At 72.3% G+C, this 14526-nt stretch carries 19 protein-coding genes; 12 read left to right on the forward strand and 7 right to left on the reverse strand.

Translation table 11 applies throughout. The features are described from left to right. Positions 1 to 2: 2 nt before the first annotated feature. Genes ACPCK6_RS06160 through ccsB form a run of 5 tightly spaced genes read left to right on the forward strand, consistent with a single transcriptional unit; the run spans position 3 to position 4714 of the window. Positions 3 to 650 (forward strand): histidine phosphatase family protein, encoded by a 648-nt coding sequence (locus ACPCK6_RS06160; RefSeq protein WP_013283542.1) that lies wholly within the window; start codon positions 3 to 5, stop codon positions 648 to 650. After that, positions 650 to 1225, forward strand: a complete 576-nt coding sequence (locus ACPCK6_RS06165) for a TlpA family protein disulfide reductase (RefSeq protein WP_396881983.1) — start codon at positions 650 to 652, stop codon at positions 1223 to 1225. The genes ACPCK6_RS06160 and ACPCK6_RS06165 overlap by 1 nt, the downstream gene beginning before the upstream one ends. Then, entirely contained in the window at positions 1225 to 2121 is an 897-nt protein-coding gene (locus ACPCK6_RS06170) for a cytochrome c biogenesis CcdA family protein (RefSeq protein WP_423480553.1), read from the forward strand. Before ACPCK6_RS06165 ends, ACPCK6_RS06170 begins: the two co-directional genes overlap by 1 nt. Then, a complete protein-coding gene (gene resB, locus ACPCK6_RS06175; RefSeq protein ID WP_396881985.1) occupies positions 2121 to 3740 on the forward strand; it encodes a cytochrome c biogenesis protein ResB in 1620 nt (539 codons plus the stop codon). The genes ACPCK6_RS06170 and resB overlap by 1 nt, the downstream gene beginning before the upstream one ends. Next, positions 3740 to 4714, forward strand: coding sequence for a c-type cytochrome biogenesis protein CcsB (gene ccsB / locus ACPCK6_RS06180; protein WP_423480554.1), 975 nt, complete (start codon positions 3740 to 3742; stop codon positions 4712 to 4714). Before resB ends, ccsB begins: the two co-directional genes overlap by 1 nt. Here ccsB and ACPCK6_RS06185 read toward each other — a convergent pair. Further along, positions 4683 to 4898 carry a hypothetical protein gene (locus tag ACPCK6_RS06185; protein ID WP_030500721.1) on the reverse strand — a complete coding sequence of 72 codons (216 nt, stop codon included), beginning with the start codon at positions 4896 to 4898 and terminating at the stop codon, positions 4683 to 4685. The genes ccsB and ACPCK6_RS06185 overlap by 32 nt on opposite strands. Before the next feature lie 44 nt (positions 4899 to 4942). Next, positions 4943 to 5413 carry a MarR family winged helix-turn-helix transcriptional regulator gene (locus ACPCK6_RS06190; protein ID WP_423480555.1) on the reverse strand — a complete coding sequence of 157 codons (471 nt, stop codon included), beginning with the start codon at positions 5411 to 5413 and terminating at the stop codon, positions 4943 to 4945. 63 nt (positions 5414 to 5476) lie between these two features. Between ACPCK6_RS06190 and ACPCK6_RS06195 the strand changes: the two genes are divergently transcribed. The 3 genes from ACPCK6_RS06195 (at position 5477) to mqnP (ending at position 8487) form a co-directional block, all read left to right on the forward strand. Next, entirely contained in the window at positions 5477 to 6031 is a 555-nt protein-coding gene (locus ACPCK6_RS06195) for a carboxymuconolactone decarboxylase family protein (protein ID WP_396881989.1), read from the forward strand. 93 nt (positions 6032 to 6124) lie between these two features. Continuing rightward, positions 6125 to 7585 carry a menaquinone biosynthesis decarboxylase gene (locus tag ACPCK6_RS06200; protein WP_423480556.1) on the forward strand — a complete coding sequence of 487 codons (1461 nt, stop codon included), beginning with the start codon at positions 6125 to 6127 and terminating at the stop codon, positions 7583 to 7585. Next, positions 7561 to 8487, forward strand: coding sequence for a menaquinone biosynthesis prenyltransferase MqnP (gene mqnP / locus ACPCK6_RS06205; RefSeq protein WP_423480565.1), 927 nt, complete (start codon positions 7561 to 7563; stop codon positions 8485 to 8487). Before ACPCK6_RS06200 ends, mqnP begins: the two co-directional genes overlap by 25 nt. Positions 8488 to 8506: 19 nt before the next feature. Here mqnP and ACPCK6_RS06210 read toward each other — a convergent pair whose 3' ends face one another. Then, complete coding sequence (locus ACPCK6_RS06210; protein ID WP_423480557.1) at positions 8507 to 9472, reverse strand: terpene synthase family protein; 966 nt, start codon at positions 9470 to 9472, stop codon at positions 8507 to 8509. A gap of 142 nt (positions 9473 to 9614) precedes the next feature. On the opposite strand from ACPCK6_RS06210, the gene ACPCK6_RS06215 reads away from it, so the two are divergent. Then, positions 9615 to 10259, forward strand: a complete 645-nt coding sequence (locus ACPCK6_RS06215) for a UbiX family flavin prenyltransferase (RefSeq protein ID WP_135242855.1) — start codon at positions 9615 to 9617, stop codon at positions 10257 to 10259. 57 nt (positions 10260 to 10316) lie between these two features. On the opposite strand, the gene ACPCK6_RS06220 is transcribed toward ACPCK6_RS06215, so the two are convergent. After that, complete coding sequence (locus ACPCK6_RS06220; RefSeq protein ID WP_013473529.1) at positions 10317 to 10583, reverse strand: BldC family transcriptional regulator; 267 nt, start codon at positions 10581 to 10583, stop codon at positions 10317 to 10319. A 255-nt stretch (positions 10584 to 10838) separates the two neighbouring features. Here ACPCK6_RS06220 and ACPCK6_RS06225 point away from each other — a divergent pair, with 255 nt between their 5' ends. From ACPCK6_RS06225 to cds1, 3 genes are read left to right on the forward strand one after another with little or no spacing between them, the layout of a single operon-like run. After that, positions 10839 to 11297 (forward strand): Lrp/AsnC family transcriptional regulator, encoded by a 459-nt coding sequence (locus ACPCK6_RS06225; protein ID WP_018787850.1) that lies wholly within the window; start codon positions 10839 to 10841, stop codon positions 11295 to 11297. A 42-nt stretch (positions 11298 to 11339) separates the two neighbouring features. Next, complete coding sequence (locus tag ACPCK6_RS06230; protein ID WP_423480558.1) at positions 11340 to 12182, forward strand: SDR family NAD(P)-dependent oxidoreductase; 843 nt, start codon at positions 11340 to 11342, stop codon at positions 12180 to 12182. A 10-nt stretch (positions 12183 to 12192) separates the two neighbouring features. Further along, a complete protein-coding gene (gene cds1, locus ACPCK6_RS06235; RefSeq protein WP_396881994.1) occupies positions 12193 to 13287 on the forward strand; it encodes an L-cysteine desulfhydrase Cds1 in 1095 nt (364 codons plus the stop codon). Between the two features lie 16 nt (positions 13288 to 13303). Here the strand turns inward: cds1 and ACPCK6_RS06240 are convergent, their stop codons facing one another. The 3 genes from ACPCK6_RS06240 to ACPCK6_RS06250 form a co-directional block, all read right to left on the reverse strand. Beyond that, the gene (locus tag ACPCK6_RS06240) at positions 13304 to 13924 is read right to left on the reverse strand and encodes a putative glycolipid-binding domain-containing protein (RefSeq protein ID WP_396881995.1); all 621 of its coding nucleotides are present in this window, start codon (positions 13922 to 13924) and stop codon (positions 13304 to 13306) included. A 75-nt stretch (positions 13925 to 13999) separates the two neighbouring features. Further along, positions 14000 to 14209 carry a helix-turn-helix transcriptional regulator gene (locus tag ACPCK6_RS06245; RefSeq protein WP_194802069.1) on the reverse strand — a complete coding sequence of 70 codons (210 nt, stop codon included), beginning with the start codon at positions 14207 to 14209 and terminating at the stop codon, positions 14000 to 14002. A gap of 12 nt (positions 14210 to 14221) precedes the next feature. Continuing rightward, positions 14222 to 14526, reverse strand: a 305-nt coding sequence (locus tag ACPCK6_RS06250) for a helix-turn-helix transcriptional regulator (protein WP_423480559.1), incomplete at its 5' end; no start/stop codon positions are given.

The raw sequence follows: 14526 nt of genomic DNA on the forward strand, positions 1-14526 counted from the left end.
CAATGGCGGAGACCGTGGTGCACGTGCTGCGGCACGGTGAGGTGCACAACCCGGACGGCATCCTCTACGGTCGCCTGCCCGGGTTCCGCCTCTCCGAGCTGGGCGTGCAGATGGCCAAGGCGGCGGCGCAGGCGCTCGCCGACCGGACCGTCGTGCACGTGGTGGCCAGCCCGCTGGAGCGCGCCCAGCAGACCGCCGAGCCGATCGCCGCGCAGTTCGGCCTCTCCGTCGGCGTCGACGAGCGGCTGATCGAGAGCGCGAACTGGTTCGAGGGCAAGAAGGTCTCGCCCGGTGACGGCTCGTTCCGCGACCCGCGCAACTGGTGGGTGCTGCGCGACCCGGTGACCCCGTCCTGGGGCGAGGCGTACCGGGCCATCGCCGAGCGCATGTTCGCCGCGCTGCACGCCGCCCGGGTCGCCGCCGAGGGGCGGGAGGCCGTGCTCGTGTCGCACCAGCTCCCGATCTGGACGCTGCGCCGGCACGTCGAGCGCAAGCGGCTCTGGCACGACCCGCGCCGCCGCCAGTGCGGCCTCGCCAGCCTCACCTCGTTCCACTTCGACGGTGCCAAGATCGTCGGCATCGGGTACTCCGAGCCGGCCGCCCACCTCGTGTCGATCTCGCCGACCGCCCGGACGGCCAAGGGGGCCTGATGCTCACCCGGAGGCTCGCCGCCGCGCTGCTCGCCGCCGTCACCGCCGGTACGGCGCTGGTCGGCTGCTCCTCCGGCAGCCAGGAGAGCCGGTGCACGGCCGACGGCTCGACTGTCACCTGCGCCCCGGACCAGCGCTCCAAGACGCCGAAGGTGAGCGGTGAACTGCTCACCGGCGGCAGCTACGACATCTCCCGCGACCGCGGGCAGGTCGTCGTGGTCAACTTCTGGGGCTCCTGGTGCGCGCCCTGCCGCGCCGAGGCGGACGACCTGGAGGCCACCTACCAGGCCACAAAGGGCTCCGGCGTGACGTTCCTCGGCATCAACGTGCAGGACAGCAAGGACAAGGCGCTCGCCTTCGAGGAGGGCCGGGTCACGTACCCGAGCATCTTCGACCCGGCCAGCCGGCAGGCGCTGAACTTCGACATCCCGCCGAACACCACCCCGGCCACCGTCGTGCTCGACCGCGAGGGCCGGATCGCCGTGGTGATCCGCCGGGCCGTCACCCGCGACGAACTGCGGCCGATCGTCGAGGACATCGCCGCCGAGTCGCCGCCGCCGAACGGCGCCCGCTGATGGGCGAGACGTTCCGCCAGCTCGCCGAGTCCGGCCCGCTGCTGCTCGCGGTCGGCGCGGCCGCACTGGCCGGACTGGTCAGCTTCCTGTCCCCGTGCGTGCTCCCGCTGATGCCCGGCTACCTGTCGTACGTGACGGGCTTGGCCGGCTCCGACCTTGAGGGTGCAAGGAAGGGCCCCCTGTTAACGCCTCCGGTAGAGGAAGGGCCCCTTCTTAACACCAGCGCCGCCGGCAGCGCCGGCGCCAGCGGCAGCGGCAGCGCGGGCGGCGGCGTGAGCGTCGCCGAGCGGGCGGCACCGCAGCGGACCACCGCCGCCGTCAAGGGCCGCGTGCTCGCCGGCACGCTGCTGTTCATCGCGGGCTTCACCGTCGTGTTCGTCGCCACCGCGATCCTCTTCTCCGGCGTCGGCAAGCTCTTCTTCCGGTACGAGCGCACGCTGGAGATCGTCATCGGCGCGCTCGTGGTGGTGCTCGGCCTCGGCTACCTCGGGGTGATCCCCGGCATGCAGCGGGAGTTCCGCATCCGCTGGCTGCCCTCCGCCGGGCTGCTCGGCGCACCGGTGCTCGGCGCGGTCTTCGCGCTCAGCTGGCTGCCCTGCACCGGCCCGACGCTCGGCGCGGTGCTCGGCATGGCGGCCACCGAGGGCGGAACCGACCGGGCCGTGGTGCTCGCCGTGGCGTACTGCCTCGGGTTGGGGATACCGTTCGTCGTCTTCGGGCTGGGCTTCCAGCGCCTGCTCGGGGTGTTCCGCGCCGTCCGGCGCAACAGCCGGTGGGTCACCCGGATCGGCGGCGCGCTGCTGATCGCGATCGGCCTGGCGCTGATCACCGGCGGATGGGTGAACGTGGTGATCTGGTTGCAGACGAACGTGGGCGTGGGCGAGGTGAGCATCTGATGACGACCGTCGACGACAGGCCGTCGACCCCACCCGCGCAGGCGCCCCGGCGGCGGGTCAACCCGGTGCTGGCCCTGCTGCGCAACTCGTGGCGGCAGCTCACCAGCATGCGTACGGCGCTGATCCTGCTGTTCCTGCTCGCCATCGCGGCCATCCCCGGCTCGGTGCTGCCCCAGCGCGGCGTCAACCCGGAACGCGTCAACCAGTGGTTCGTCGACCACCCCGACCTCGCGCCCCGGCTGAACCAGATCGGCGCGTTCGAGGTGTTCGGCTCGGTCTGGTTCTCCGCGATCTACCTGCTGCTGTTCACCTCGCTGATCGGCTGCATCCTGCCCCGCGCACGCGACCACGTCCGCGCGCTGCGGATGAGGCCACCGGCCGCGCCGAGGCGGTTCGACCGGCTGCCGCAGCACGCGGTGCTGGAGGCCCCGGCCGCCGCCGATCCCGAGGCGATCGCGGCGGTGCTGCGCCGCCGCCGGTGGCGGGTCACCGTGCGCGGCAACGAGGTCTCCGCCGAGAAGGGCTACCTCAAGGAGACCGGCAACCTGCTCTTCCACGTATCGCTGGTCGCCGTCCTGCTCGGGGTGGCGCTCGGTTCCTGGTACGGATGGCACGGCAACCGCATCCTGGTGGCGGGCGAGGACAACGCGTTCTGCAACACCCGCCAGCAGTACGCCGAGGCGTCGCTCGGTCCGCGCGTGGACAGCTCCGACCTGCCGCCGTTCTGTCTGACGCTGGAGAAGTTCGAGGCCGACTACCTGCCGTCCGGGCTGGCGTCCCGCTACTGGGCCACGGTGACAGTGGACGAGCCGGGCGGCACGGAACGGACCGCCGGGTTCTCGGTCAACTCGCCGCTGCGGCTCGGCTCGGCGAACGTCTACCTGCTCGGCAACGGCTACGCGCCGCTGCTGAAGTACACCGACAAGTACGGCCGCAGCCAGACCAGCGAGGCGCCGTTCCTGCGTACCGGGGACTCCAACGCGACGGAGGAGGGCGTGGCGATCTTCCCGGACGCCAACGTCGACCCGAAGACCGGCGCGCGTGCCCCGGATCAGCAGATCGCCTTCGACGGGCTCTATCTGCCGACCGCTCCGGAGAGCGCGCCGTACGTCTCGTCGCAGTACCCGGCCGAGCGGAACCCGGCGGTGAACCTGACCGCGTACCGGGGCAACCTCGGGCTGGACGCGGGCATCCCCGGCTCGGTGTACGCGCTGGACCGGCGGCAGATCGACGACGGCAAGCTCAAGGAGATCGGCACCAAGCTGCTGCGGCCGGGCGAGAAGTGGACCCTCGACGACGGCAGCACGCTGGAGTTCGTCGGCACCAAGCCGTACATCACGCTCGCGGTCCGGCACGCGCCCGGGCAGACGTTGCTGCTGGTGGCGAGCGGCACGCTGCTGCTGGGCCTGATGGGCTCGCTGTTCGCCCGGCGGCGCCGGGTCTGGTTCCGGGTTTCGCCCCCCGAGGGTGGATCTCCGACGAGCGGTAGTAGTTTGGTGGAGGCCGGTGGGCTGCCGCGCACCGAGCACCCTGGGTTCGCCGACGAGTTCGCGCAGCTCGTCGCCGCGGTGAGCGGTGACGCGCCGGACGCGCGGCGGGCGCGAGAAGGAGACGACTGATGTCCGCACTCTCCGACCAGCTGGTCGCGTTCGCGATCCTGGCGTACCTGATCGCGATGATCAGCCACGCGGTGGAGTTCGCGCTGGGCAACGCGCGAAAGGTGCCCGCGGCCGCGCCGGCGCGGGAGCTGGTCGGCGCGGGCGTCGGCGGAGCCGGCGGCACCATCGACGAGCCGGCCGTCGCGGCGACGCCGCCGCGTCCGGACCGCACCGGCGCGCGGGCCGTGCTGGCCGGCCGGATCGCCGCCTGGCTCACCGTGCTCGCCGCCGCCGTGCACCTGGGCGCCGTGGTCAGCCGGGGCCTCGCCGCCGACCGGATGCCCTGGGGCAACATGTACGAGTTCGTGCTGACCGGCACCTGGATCGGTGTGGCGGCCTGGCTCGTGGTGCTCTGGAAGCAGCCGTGGCTGCGCCGGCTCGGGCTGTTCCTGACGCTGGTCATGGTGCTGCTGCTGGCGTTCGCCGAGCTGAAGCTCTACGTGCCGATCGAGCCGCTGATGCCGGCGCTGCAGTCGTGGTGGTTCATCATCCACGTCTCGACGATCATCTTCGCCTCCGGCATCTTCCTGCTGGGCGTGGTGCCCGCCGCCGCGTACCTGATGCGGTCCGGCTGGGAGCAGGGGCGGCGCAGCTTCCCGTACACCCTGGCCCGCCGCCTCCCGGAGGCGGCCGGGCTGGAGCGGCTGACCTTCATGCTGCACGCCTTCTCGTTCCCGATCTTCACCTTCGCGGTGATCGCGGGGGCGATCTGGGCCGAGGCGGCGTGGGGTCGTGCCTGGGGCTGGGATCCGAAGGAGACCTGGGCGTTCATCTCCTGGGTGGTGTACGCGGGCTACCTGCACGCCCGGGCCACGCCGAGCGTGAAGCGCAACGTGGCCACCTGGATCTCCATCGTGGGCTTCCTGACCGTGATGATGAACCTGTTCGGCGTGAACTTCTTCTTCACCGGTCTGCACTCGTACGCCGGGGTGTAGTGCCGCTCAGCACCTCGTCCACCCGGCGCGTGACCTGGTAGGCCACCTCCGGCAGGTCGGCCAGTTCGAGGCGGTCCGCCCGCAGCGCGAACTGGGCGTGCAGCTCGCGGGCCACCGCGTCGCGGATCTCGGCTTGGAGCGGGCTGAGGCCGTCGGGGTCACCCACCACGTATGCGTCGTCCATCCGTCGATGATGAACCGCCGTCGGCGACGCTGTCAGTGACGAAGTCATCCGCCGAACCAGCCGGGTACGTCGAGGCGGAACACGTCGGCGGGGACCATCCGGCGCAGGTCGTCCTCGATGGCGGCGACCCGGTCCGCGCCGAGTGTGGCCGCCCAGCGGTCGCGTAACTCGTCGAAGATCACAGCCGAGCGGTGCAGCCCGTCGCGGCCCTTCGCGGTCATCCGGACCAGCCTGCGGCGGGCGTCGGCGGGGTCGTCCACGCGTTCCAGATAGCCGAGCGCGACCAGCCGGTCCACCGTCTTGCCCGCAGCCTGCTTGGAGACGCCGAGGCGTTGCCCCAGGTCGGAGGCGGTGGTGCCGGCCGGGCCGATGGCCTGGAGGACGAAGCCGTGTGCCGGGCGCAGCTCGGGGTGCCCCTGGCGGGCCAGTTCGGCGTGCAGGTCGTCGACGAGCGTGCGGAAACCGGCGAGCAGGAGCAGCGGCAGCGCGAAGCCGGGGCGGTCAGGCGTTGCCATGTTCGACAACCACGTTTACTATTTCGTCAACCATGTTGACCATCTTACGAGAAGGGCCCTGTCATGTCCCGCTTCACCGCGTACGAGCCGGACACCGCGCCCGCCGCCGCCCGCCCGGTCATGGCCGGAGTACGTCGCTCGCTGGGTCACCTGCCGGCCGCCGTGAGCCTGATGGCCGGCTCGCCCGAACTACTGAAGGGCTTCCTCGCCGCCAACGCCGCGTTCGAGGCCACCGACCTGGACCCGGTCGCCCGGGAGGTGGTCGTGCTGACCGTCGCCACCCGCAACGGCTGCCACCTCTGCGTGGCCATGCACACCGCGACGCTGGTCCGGCACGGCGCCACGCCCGAACTGATCGAGGCGCTGCGGACCGGCGCGACGCTGCCCGACCCCCGGCTGGAGGCGCTGCGCCGGTTCACCGTCGCCGTGCTCGACCACCGGGGCGCGGTCCCCGACGCCGACCTGGACGCGCTGCTCGCCGCCGGATGGCAGCCCCGGCACGCGCTGGACGTGGTGCTCGGCGTCGGCACGTACACGATCTCCACGTTCGCCAACCGGCTCACCGAGGCGCCGCTCGACGAGCCGCTGGCCGCGTACGCCTGGACGCCTGCCGCCTGAGCTGCGGGTGTTAAGAAGGGGCCCCTCCACTACCGGAGGCGTTAAAAGGGGGCCCGTCCTTACCTCCGCAGGAGGGTACGGGAGGATGGCGGTATGGCGGCTCGCTTCCCGTACACCGATCTGAAGGACTTCCTCGCGGCGCTGGAGCGTGCGGGCGAGCTGCGGCGGGTGAGCGCGCCGGTCGACCCCACGCTGGAGATCAGCGAGATCGTCACCCGTACCGTCCGGGCCGGCGGGCCCGCGCTGCTGTTCGAGCGCCCCACCCGGGGTGAGATGCCGGTGGCGATCAACCTGTTCGGCACCGAGAAGCGGATGGCGATGGCGCTCGGGGTGGAACACCTCGACGAGATCGGCGAGCGCATCGGCGACATGCTCAAGCCGGAGCTGCCGCAGGGCTTCTCCGGGATGATGGGCGGCCTGGGCAAGGTCATGCAGCTCAAGTCGATGCCGCCGAAGAAGGTGAAGACCGCGCCCTGCCAGCAGGTGGTCTACCGCGGCGACGACGTCGACCTGAACCGGCTGCCCGGGCTGCAGGTGTGGCCCGGTGACGGCGGGATCTTCCACAACTTCGGGCTGACCCACACCAAGCACCCGGAGACCGGCAAGCGCAACCTCGGGCTCTACCGGCTCCAGCAGCACTCGCACAACACCATCGGCATGCACTGGCAGATCCACAAGAACTCCACCGCGCACCACGCGGTCGCCGAGCGGCTCGGCCAGCGGCTGCCGGTGGCGATCGCGATCGGCGCGGACCCGGTGGTGGCGTACTCGGCAAGCGCGCCGCTGCCGGCCGACATCGACGAGTACCTGTTCGCCGGGTTCCTCGCCGGTGAGCGGGTCGAGATGGTGGACTGCCTGACCGTCCCGTTGCAGGTGCCGGCGCACGCGCAGATCGTGCTGGAGGGCTACATCGAGCCGGGTGAGCGCCTGCCCGAGGGTCCGTTCGGCGACCACACCGGCTTCTACACGCCGGTCGAGCCGTTCCCGGTCATGCACATCGAGTGCATGACCATGCAGCGTGACCCGGTCTACCACTCGATCGTCACGTCCCAGCCGCCGCAGGAGGACCACGGCCTCGGCAAGGCCACCGAACGGATCTTCGCGCCGCTGCTGCGCTTCCTGATCCCGGACATCGTCGACTACGACCTGCCCGCCGCCGGTGTCTTCCACAACTGCGCGATCGTGTCGATCCGCAAGCGCTACCCGAAGCACGCGCAGAAGGTCATGAACGCGATCTGGGGCGCGCACATGATGTCGCTGACCAAGCTGATCGTGATCGTCGACGAGGACTGCGACGTGCACGACTACAACGAGGTCGCGTTCCGCGCCTTCGGCAACGTCGACTACGCCCGCGACCTGATGGTCACCGAGGGGCCGGTGGACCACCTCGACCACGCCTCGTACCAGCAGTTCTGGGGTGGCAAGGCGGGCATCGACGCGACCCGCAAGCTGCCCGAGGAGGGCTACGGCAGGGGCTGGCCGGAGGAGATGCGCATGTCGCCCGAAGTGGTCTCGCTCGTCGACAAGCGCTGGAAGGAATACGGGATCCGATGACGGCGGCAGTACAGGAACGACCCGGCCGGGTCTCGTCCTTCCTCAAGCTCGTCGCCATCGAGCACTCGGTCTTCGCGCTTCCGTTCGCGTACCTGTCGGCGCTGACCGCGATGCAGCTCAACGGCGGGCGGGTGCGCTGGGGAGACCTGCTGCTGATCACCGTGGCGATGGTCGGCGCGCGGACGTTCGCGATGGCCGCGAACCGGATCCTCGACCGGCGGATCGACGCGCGGAACCCGCGTACCGCGAACCGGGAACTGGTGACCGGCGCGGTGAGCGTGCGGACGGCCTGGACCGGCGCGGCCGTCGCGCTCGTGGTGTTCCTGGCCGCCGCCGCCCTGCTCAACCCGCTCTGCCTGGTACTCGCGCCGCTCGCCGTGGTGCCGCTCGTGGTCTACCCGTACGCCAAGCGGTTCACGAACTGGCCGCACGCCATCCTCGGGGTGGCGCAGGCGGTCGGCCCGGTCGGCGCCTGGCTGGCGGTCACCGGCACGCTCGACGGCTCCGGCCCGGCGTGGCTGCTCGGTGCCGCCGTCGGCCTGTGGATCGGCGGCTTCGACCTGATCTACGCCTGCCAGGACTCGGAGATCGACCGGGAGATCGGGGTGCACAGCGTCCCCGCCCGGTACGGCCGGCGCTTCGCGCTGCACGCCTCCACCGTCGCGCACGTGGTGACGTTCGCGCTGTTCATCTGGTTCGGCGCCTGGGTCGGCTTCGGCTGGCTGTGGTGGATCGGGCTGGCGCTCACCGCTGTCGCCTTCGCCTACCAGCACATGGTGGTCAGCCCCACCGACCTGAGCAAGGTCAACCGGGCGTTCTTCACCGCGAACGGCTTCGTCGGCATCGCGTTGTTCCTCCTCGCGCTGCTCGACCTGGTGATCCGGCTCGGCCTGCGGGCGTAACGGCGACGCCGGCACCCGGTCAGGACGCCGCGCCGACCGGGTAGCGGGCGCTCTCCAGCGTCCAGTCGACGGTGCCGCGCACGGCGGCGGCCAGCCCGTCGAGGTGGCTCGCGACGGCCTCGTCGAGCGTCGGGCCGAACGACGGCGCCGCCGCCAGGAGCGCCGCGAACCGGTCCATCTCGGCCCGCCAGTGCCCGGCCACCAGGTCGACCGCCGCCGGCAGCGGCACGCCCCGCTCGGTGGCCGTCGCCAGCACCAGGTTGTGCCCGCCGCCGGTGGCCCGGTCACGCTCCAGCGAGGCGATGTCGTTGAACCAGGAGAGCAGGTCGTTGGCGAGGCCGGCGAGCCGCCGCAGCGCCGGATGATGGTAGACCGCGTCGGGCAGCGGACGCCCGGACGCGAACTCGATCAGCGGGTACGACACGTACGCCGCCGACGTGGCCCGGCGCAGCCGCACGTACTCGGCGACGCCCGGCGGGCGGCCGGACGTGGTGGCGGTGGCCTCCCGGTGGACCCCGTCGAGGTGGTCGGCGACCGCGTCGGCGAAACGCAGCCGCCACCGGGCCGGCATCCGGCGGCGGGGTTCCCGCCACGCCTGCACCAGCAGCCGCCGCAGTGGGCCGGAGAAGCCCGGGTGGCGGGCGCGCGGACCCTCGCGCAGCAGGGCGAGTGCGCCGTCGCGCAGCGCGCGGATCTGCGGCGGGGTGAGCCCGTCCCGCCCGTCGCAGGCGTCGTCGACGAGGAAGAACCAGGTGAACAACGCGGTCAGCACCCGCAGGTCGGGCTCGGTGGCGTCCGGGTAGAGGCGGCCCGCGTACCGGGCGAAGCCGGCCCGCGCCAGCCGTCGCCGGGTCACCGGGTCAGCCGGCAGGCCGAGCCGGTCGACCTGCTCCACCAGCCAGCCCTGCACGTCGTCGGCGTACGGGGAGAGGCGGGGCGGGATGGGACAGTCGGCGCGGAGCGCCCGCAGCACCGCCGCCGTCATCACCGGCCCTTCCGTGGACGTCGATCGCCGCCCGAAGAATTTCACGTCGCTGGAAGTTCCGTGAACCCTCTGGACATCCCGGACGGGCCGACCGAACGGGGGTCGCCGCCCGCCGTCCGCGGCGACCAGGCACGCTTGAGGCATGCGCGAACCATGGGTGGTGGGTGTCTCCGGCGCGTCCGGGACGCCGTACGCGGCGGCTGTCGTCCGGGGACTGCTCGACGCCGGTCAGGCGGTGGACCTGATCGTCTCCCGGGCGGCCCGGCTGACGGTGCTGGACGAGACCGGCCGGCCCTTCCGGGACGCGCACTGGACCGAGGACCTGGCCGCCTGGCTCGACCGCGACCTCACCGGCGCGGACCTGCGGCACTGGCCCGCCGGTGACCTGGCCGCCGGCCCGAGCAGCGGCTCCTACCCGGTACGCGGCATGGCGGTGGTGCCGGCCAGCACCGCCGCGTGCGCGGGCATCGCCATCGGGTTGTCGAAGGATCTGCTCCAGCGTGCCGCCGAGGTGAACCTCAAGGAGCGCCGCCCGGTGGTCGTGGTGCCCCGGGAGACGCCGGTGACCCGCAGTCACCTGGAGCACCTCATCGCGCTGCACGACGCGGGCGCGGTGGTGCTGCCGGCCAGTCCGGGCTTCTACGGCGCCGGGGCAGCGGCGTCCGCCGGGCAGCTCGTGGACTTCGTGGCCGGGAAGGTGCTCGACGCGCTCGGTGTCGAGCACACGCTGTTCCGGCGGTGGTCGGGCGAACTGGCCGCCGGTCGCCGGGAGGCGGATCCGCGCTGACGGACCCGGTGGGCGACGTCCGGGGCGCGGCCCTCGGCCGGACCGCGCCCCGCACGTTCAGTACATGCCGGCGTTCGCCGGTCCGGGGCCGGTGGAAGCGGTCGGGCCCATGTTGCGGGCCTTGCCCATGTCCTCCGCCTCGTCCAGCATGCCCTCCCCCTCGAGCAGGGCCCGCACCTCGGATTCCCGAAACCGGCGGTGCCCTCCTGGAGTCCGGATACTGCCGATCCGGCCGGCCGCTGCCCATCTGGTCACGGTCTTCGGGTCCACCCGAAACAGCGCAGCGACCTCACCCGGTGTCAGCAGGCGATCTCCAGTGTCCACAGCCCCCTCCTCGCGTCGACGAAGCCCCCGGCTGAACACACTGCCCCCGGCCGGTGCGAGCCCAGAGCCGTCATGAGGGACGTATGGCAATTACAGCACCGGCTACCGGACGTGTCCGCCAAACGCGAAAAACGCACACACTGGGAAGTTAGGAAATGGTACCGGTGAAGAACCCCCTGATCGTACGTTTGTGAAGGGCCGGTGCACCGGTACCGACAGTGTTCGGTGGCCGCCGAGCGGATAGGGTCACTCTCCGTGGACACGATCGACCTGAGCCTCGTGGAGTTGTTGCGGGGCAACGCCCGTCTGTCGTACGCCGAGCTGGCCCGTCAGGTCGGCCTCTCCGCCCCGGCCGTGCACGAGCGGGTCGGCAAGCTGGAGTCCAGCGGCGTGATCCGGGCGTACCGGGCCGAGGTCGAGCCGGAGTCGATCGGGCTCGGCGTCACCGCGTTGATCGGCATCATCGAGGACTCCGACGCCGACACCGACGACGTGCTGGAGTCGTTCCGCCGGATCCCCGAGATCGAGTCCTGCTACTTCATGGCCGGCGTCGAGTCCTTCCTGCTCAAGGCGCGGGTCGGCACGATCGCCGAGCTGGAGCAGCTGATCGTCCGGCTGAACCGGACGGCGGGTGTGGCGTCCACCCGTACCAGCATCGCCCTGTCGACCAAGTGGGAGAACCGCCCGCAGCCGCTGGAACCCCCCACCGCCTGACGCCTCTGGCCCCGGGGCGGGGGTTGCGGTTACCGTGCGCCGATGACGAGCTCGGAGCGCGGCGCCGCAGTGGTCACGGGTGCGGCCGGTGGGCTGGGGCGGGCCATCGCCGCCGCGCTGCACGCCGACGGGTGGAACGTGCTGCTCACCGACGTGGACGCCGCGGCCGTGTCGGCCGCCGCCGCGCCGCTGGGTGGCTGGTCGCGCCCCCTCGACGTACGCGACGAATCCGCCTGCGCGGACGTCGCCGCTGAGGCGGCGGCCGCCCCCGGCGGCCTCGGGCTCTGGGTGAACAACGCGGGCATCCTGGTCACCGGGCCGTCCTGGGCGCACGACGCCCCGGCCCGCCGCGCGCTGGTCGAGGTCAACGCGCTCGGCGCGATGAACGGCACGCTCGCCGCCGTCGCGGTGATGCGCGAGCAGGGCCGCGGCCACGTACTGAACGTCGTCTCGCTGGCCGGGCTGATCGCCGCGCCCGGCGAGACGGTGTACGCGGCCAGCAAGCACGCCCTGCTCGCGTTCAGCCTCGGCACCCTGAGCGACCTGCGGATGGCCGGCGTCCGGGGCGTACACGTGTCGTGCCTGTGCCCGGACGGGATCTGGACGCCGATGCTGCACGACAAGCTGGACGACCCGGGGGCGCTGGCGTCCTTCACCGGTGCGCTGCTCACGCCGGAGCGGGTGGCCGCGCGGGCCGTCCGGCTGGCCCGGCGGCCCCGGCCGGTGGTCAGCCTGCCGCGCTGGCGCGGCGCCCAGGTGCGGCTCCTGGACGCCTTCCCCCGGCTCGCCCTGGCCCTCACGCCGGTGATCCGGGCCACCGGACGAGCCGGTCAGCGGCGGCAGGCCCGCCGGGTCCGGGAGAACCCGAGCCCACCTCGCTTGTAACGTTGCCGGCGTGACTCACTTCGACAGGTGCGACGAGGCCAGCCGGCGTTGGGTGACCGAGGCGATCGCCACTGTCGAGGCGGACGCCAACCGCTCCGCCGACACCCACCTGCTGCCGTTCCCGCTGCCCCGCGAGTGGGGGATCGACCTCTACCTCAAGGACGAGTCGGTGCACCCCACCGGCTCGCTGAAGCACCGGCTCGCCCGGTCGCTGTTCCTCTACGGGCTCTGCAACGGCTGGATCGGCCCGGACACCACGATCGTCGAGGCGTCGTCCGGATCCACGGCGGTCTCCGAGGCATACTTCGCCCGGATGCTCGGGCTGCCGTTCATCGCCGTCATGCCCGCCTCCACGTCGCCGGAGAAGATCGCCCAGATCGAGTTCCAGGGCGGACGCTGCCACCTGGTGGACGACCCGTCGAAGGTCGTGGTGGAGGCGCGCTGGCTCGCCGAGGACAGCGGCGGCCGGTTCATGGACCAGTTCACCTACGCCGAGCGGGCCACCGACTGGCGGGGCAACAACAACATCGCCGAGTCGATCTACGCCCAGCTCGCGCTGGAACGGCACCCGGTGCCCGCCTGGATCGTGGTCGGCGCCGGCACCGGCGGCACCAGCGCCACCATCGGCCGCTACGCCCGGTATCGCCGGCTGCCCACCAAGCTCTGCGTGGTGGACCCGGAGAACTCCGCGTTCTACCCCGCCTGGCAGGCCGGCGACTGGTCGGTACGCACCGACCGCGGCTCCCGGATCGAGGGCATCGGGCGGCCCACCGTCGAGGCGTCGTTCCTGCCCAGCGTGGTGGACCGGATGGTGCAGGTGCCGGACGCCGCGTCGCTCGCCGCCATGCGGGCCGGTTCGGCGGTGCTCGGCCGCCGCGTGGGCGGCTCCACCGGCACCAACCTGTGGGGCGCGTTCGGGCTGATCGCGCAGATGCGCGCCGCCGGGCGTACCGGCTCGGTGGTCACGCTGATCTGCGATCCGGGCGACAGGTACGGCGACACCTACTACTCCGACGAGTGGGTGGCCGCGCAGGGCCTCGACCTCGCCCCGCACCTCGCGACCATCGCCCGGTTCCTGACCGACGGCACCTGGCCGGCGGCCTGAGCCGGGCCCCGGCCGGTCAGCGCGGGTCGACCCGCTCGGCCAGCCCCGGGTAGCGCACCACGAAGCCCTCCGGGTCGACCTCCAGGTCCGCGGTGAACGTGCCGCTCGCGTACCGGACCCGGCCCGGACCCAGCGAGGTGTAGACCTGCTCGGCGGGCACCACGGCCAGGCCGGGCAGCAGCACCCAGGCCACATTCACGGCCGTGGCCAGGTCGGCGGGCAGCCGCCCCAGCCCGATCCGGCGGATCGGCAGCGTGTTCGTCAGCGGGGAACCGCCCAGGTCCACGTCGAGCGCCTCGGCCAGCCGGCCCGGGTCGTCGGTACCCGGCAGACCTGCCGGTGGGTGGCCCGCCGCGCTCAGCGCCGCGTCCAGGTCACCCTCCTCGCCGGTACGCACGCGCCACCCGTCCCGGCCCCGCTCCAGGCGTACGCTCCGCGACCAGCCGGCGCCCTCGGACTCGACCTCCAGCCGGTTCGTCGACCAGTCCGGCCCGACGGTCAGGCGATACCGGCACGTGTACGGGATCGGATCCACGGCGAGCGCCACACCCTGCGCGGTCAGCCCCGGACCGTCGTCGAGCACGACGTGCTCGGAGCCGGCGGTGTCGGTCCGGGCCCAGAAGAGCGACTTCGGCATGGTCCGGACGTTACGCGACCCGGCCGTCGGCGGCAGCGGATGCGCGAACGCCGCCGCGAGCCGGGGCGTTACCGACTACCCCTGCTCGTCGCCCTCGGTGGGGCGGGGCGGCCGGTTGTGGCGGGCCCACTCGTCGACCTCGTCCGCGTCCCAGACGTTCATGCCGATCAGCCGGGCGAGCGGCTCGGGGAACCCGGGGCGGCGGGTGATCTGCAGAACCCGCTGACGCGATACGCCGAACAGGGCGGCCAGCTCGCCGGGCCCGTACAGACGCGGTGTGTTCATTACGTTGCCGGGCTACTCGTCGTCGTCCGCCGGCAGGGGCGGTCGGTGTTCCCGGATGTACCGCTCGACGTCCCGCTTCAACCAGACCGCACCGACCGACAGCTCTTGATACGGCGCGGGGAATGCGGGGTGCCGCCGGATCTCGCGGAATCTCGATCTGCCCACGCCGAGCATCTTCAAGATCTCACCGGCCGCGACAAGTTCGCCCGGTCCCGTCTCCTTGGTCACGACTTCAAAGGTAGGAGCGGGCGCAAGTGAGCGATCTGATGGATCAGGCCCTCCGCCCGGTGGCGAGTTCACGACGTCATCGCGCAGCT

The sequence above is a fragment of the Micromonospora sp. AB353 genome, assembly GCF_049538395.1.
In the GTDB taxonomy this organism is placed as follows: Bacteria; Actinomycetota; Actinomycetes; order Mycobacteriales; family Micromonosporaceae; genus Micromonospora; species Micromonospora aurantiaca.

Bases quoted from the DNA above. Each gene is read 5' to 3' on its own strand.
- resB (WP_396881985.1), top strand. From the start codon at position 2,121: ATGACGACCGTCGACGACAGGCCGTCGACCCCACCCGCGCAGGCGCCC.
- ACPCK6_RS06245 (WP_194802069.1), bottom strand. From the start codon at position 14,209: ATGAACACACCGCGTCTGTACGGGCCCGGCGAGCTGGCCGCCCTGTTC.
- ACPCK6_RS06190 (WP_423480555.1), bottom strand. From the start codon at position 5,413: ATGGCAACGCCTGACCGCCCCGGCTTCGCGCTGCCGCTGCTCCTGCTC.
- ACPCK6_RS06210 (WP_423480557.1), bottom strand. From the start codon at position 9,472: ATGACGGCGGCGGTGCTGCGGGCGCTCCGCGCCGACTGTCCCATCCCG.
- ccsB (WP_423480554.1), top strand. From the start codon at position 3,740: ATGTCCGCACTCTCCGACCAGCTGGTCGCGTTCGCGATCCTGGCGTAC.
- ACPCK6_RS06215 (WP_135242855.1), top strand. From the start codon at position 9,615: ATGCGCGAACCATGGGTGGTGGGTGTCTCCGGCGCGTCCGGGACGCCG.
- ACPCK6_RS06195 (WP_396881989.1), top strand. From the start codon at position 5,477: ATGTCCCGCTTCACCGCGTACGAGCCGGACACCGCGCCCGCCGCCGCC.
- ACPCK6_RS06200 (WP_423480556.1), top strand. From the start codon at position 6,125: ATGGCGGCTCGCTTCCCGTACACCGATCTGAAGGACTTCCTCGCGGCG.
- ACPCK6_RS06230 (WP_423480558.1), top strand. From the start codon at position 11,340: ATGACGAGCTCGGAGCGCGGCGCCGCAGTGGTCACGGGTGCGGCCGGT.
- ACPCK6_RS06240 (WP_396881995.1), bottom strand. From the start codon at position 13,924: ATGCCGAAGTCGCTCTTCTGGGCCCGGACCGACACCGCCGGCTCCGAG.
- ACPCK6_RS06160 (WP_013283542.1), top strand. From the start codon at position 3: ATGGCGGAGACCGTGGTGCACGTGCTGCGGCACGGTGAGGTGCACAAC.
- ACPCK6_RS06170 (WP_423480553.1), top strand. From the start codon at position 1,225: ATGGGCGAGACGTTCCGCCAGCTCGCCGAGTCCGGCCCGCTGCTGCTC.
- ACPCK6_RS06185 (WP_030500721.1), bottom strand. From the start codon at position 4,898: ATGGACGACGCATACGTGGTGGGTGACCCCGACGGCCTCAGCCCGCTC.
- ACPCK6_RS06165 (WP_396881983.1), top strand. From the start codon at position 650: ATGCTCACCCGGAGGCTCGCCGCCGCGCTGCTCGCCGCCGTCACCGCC.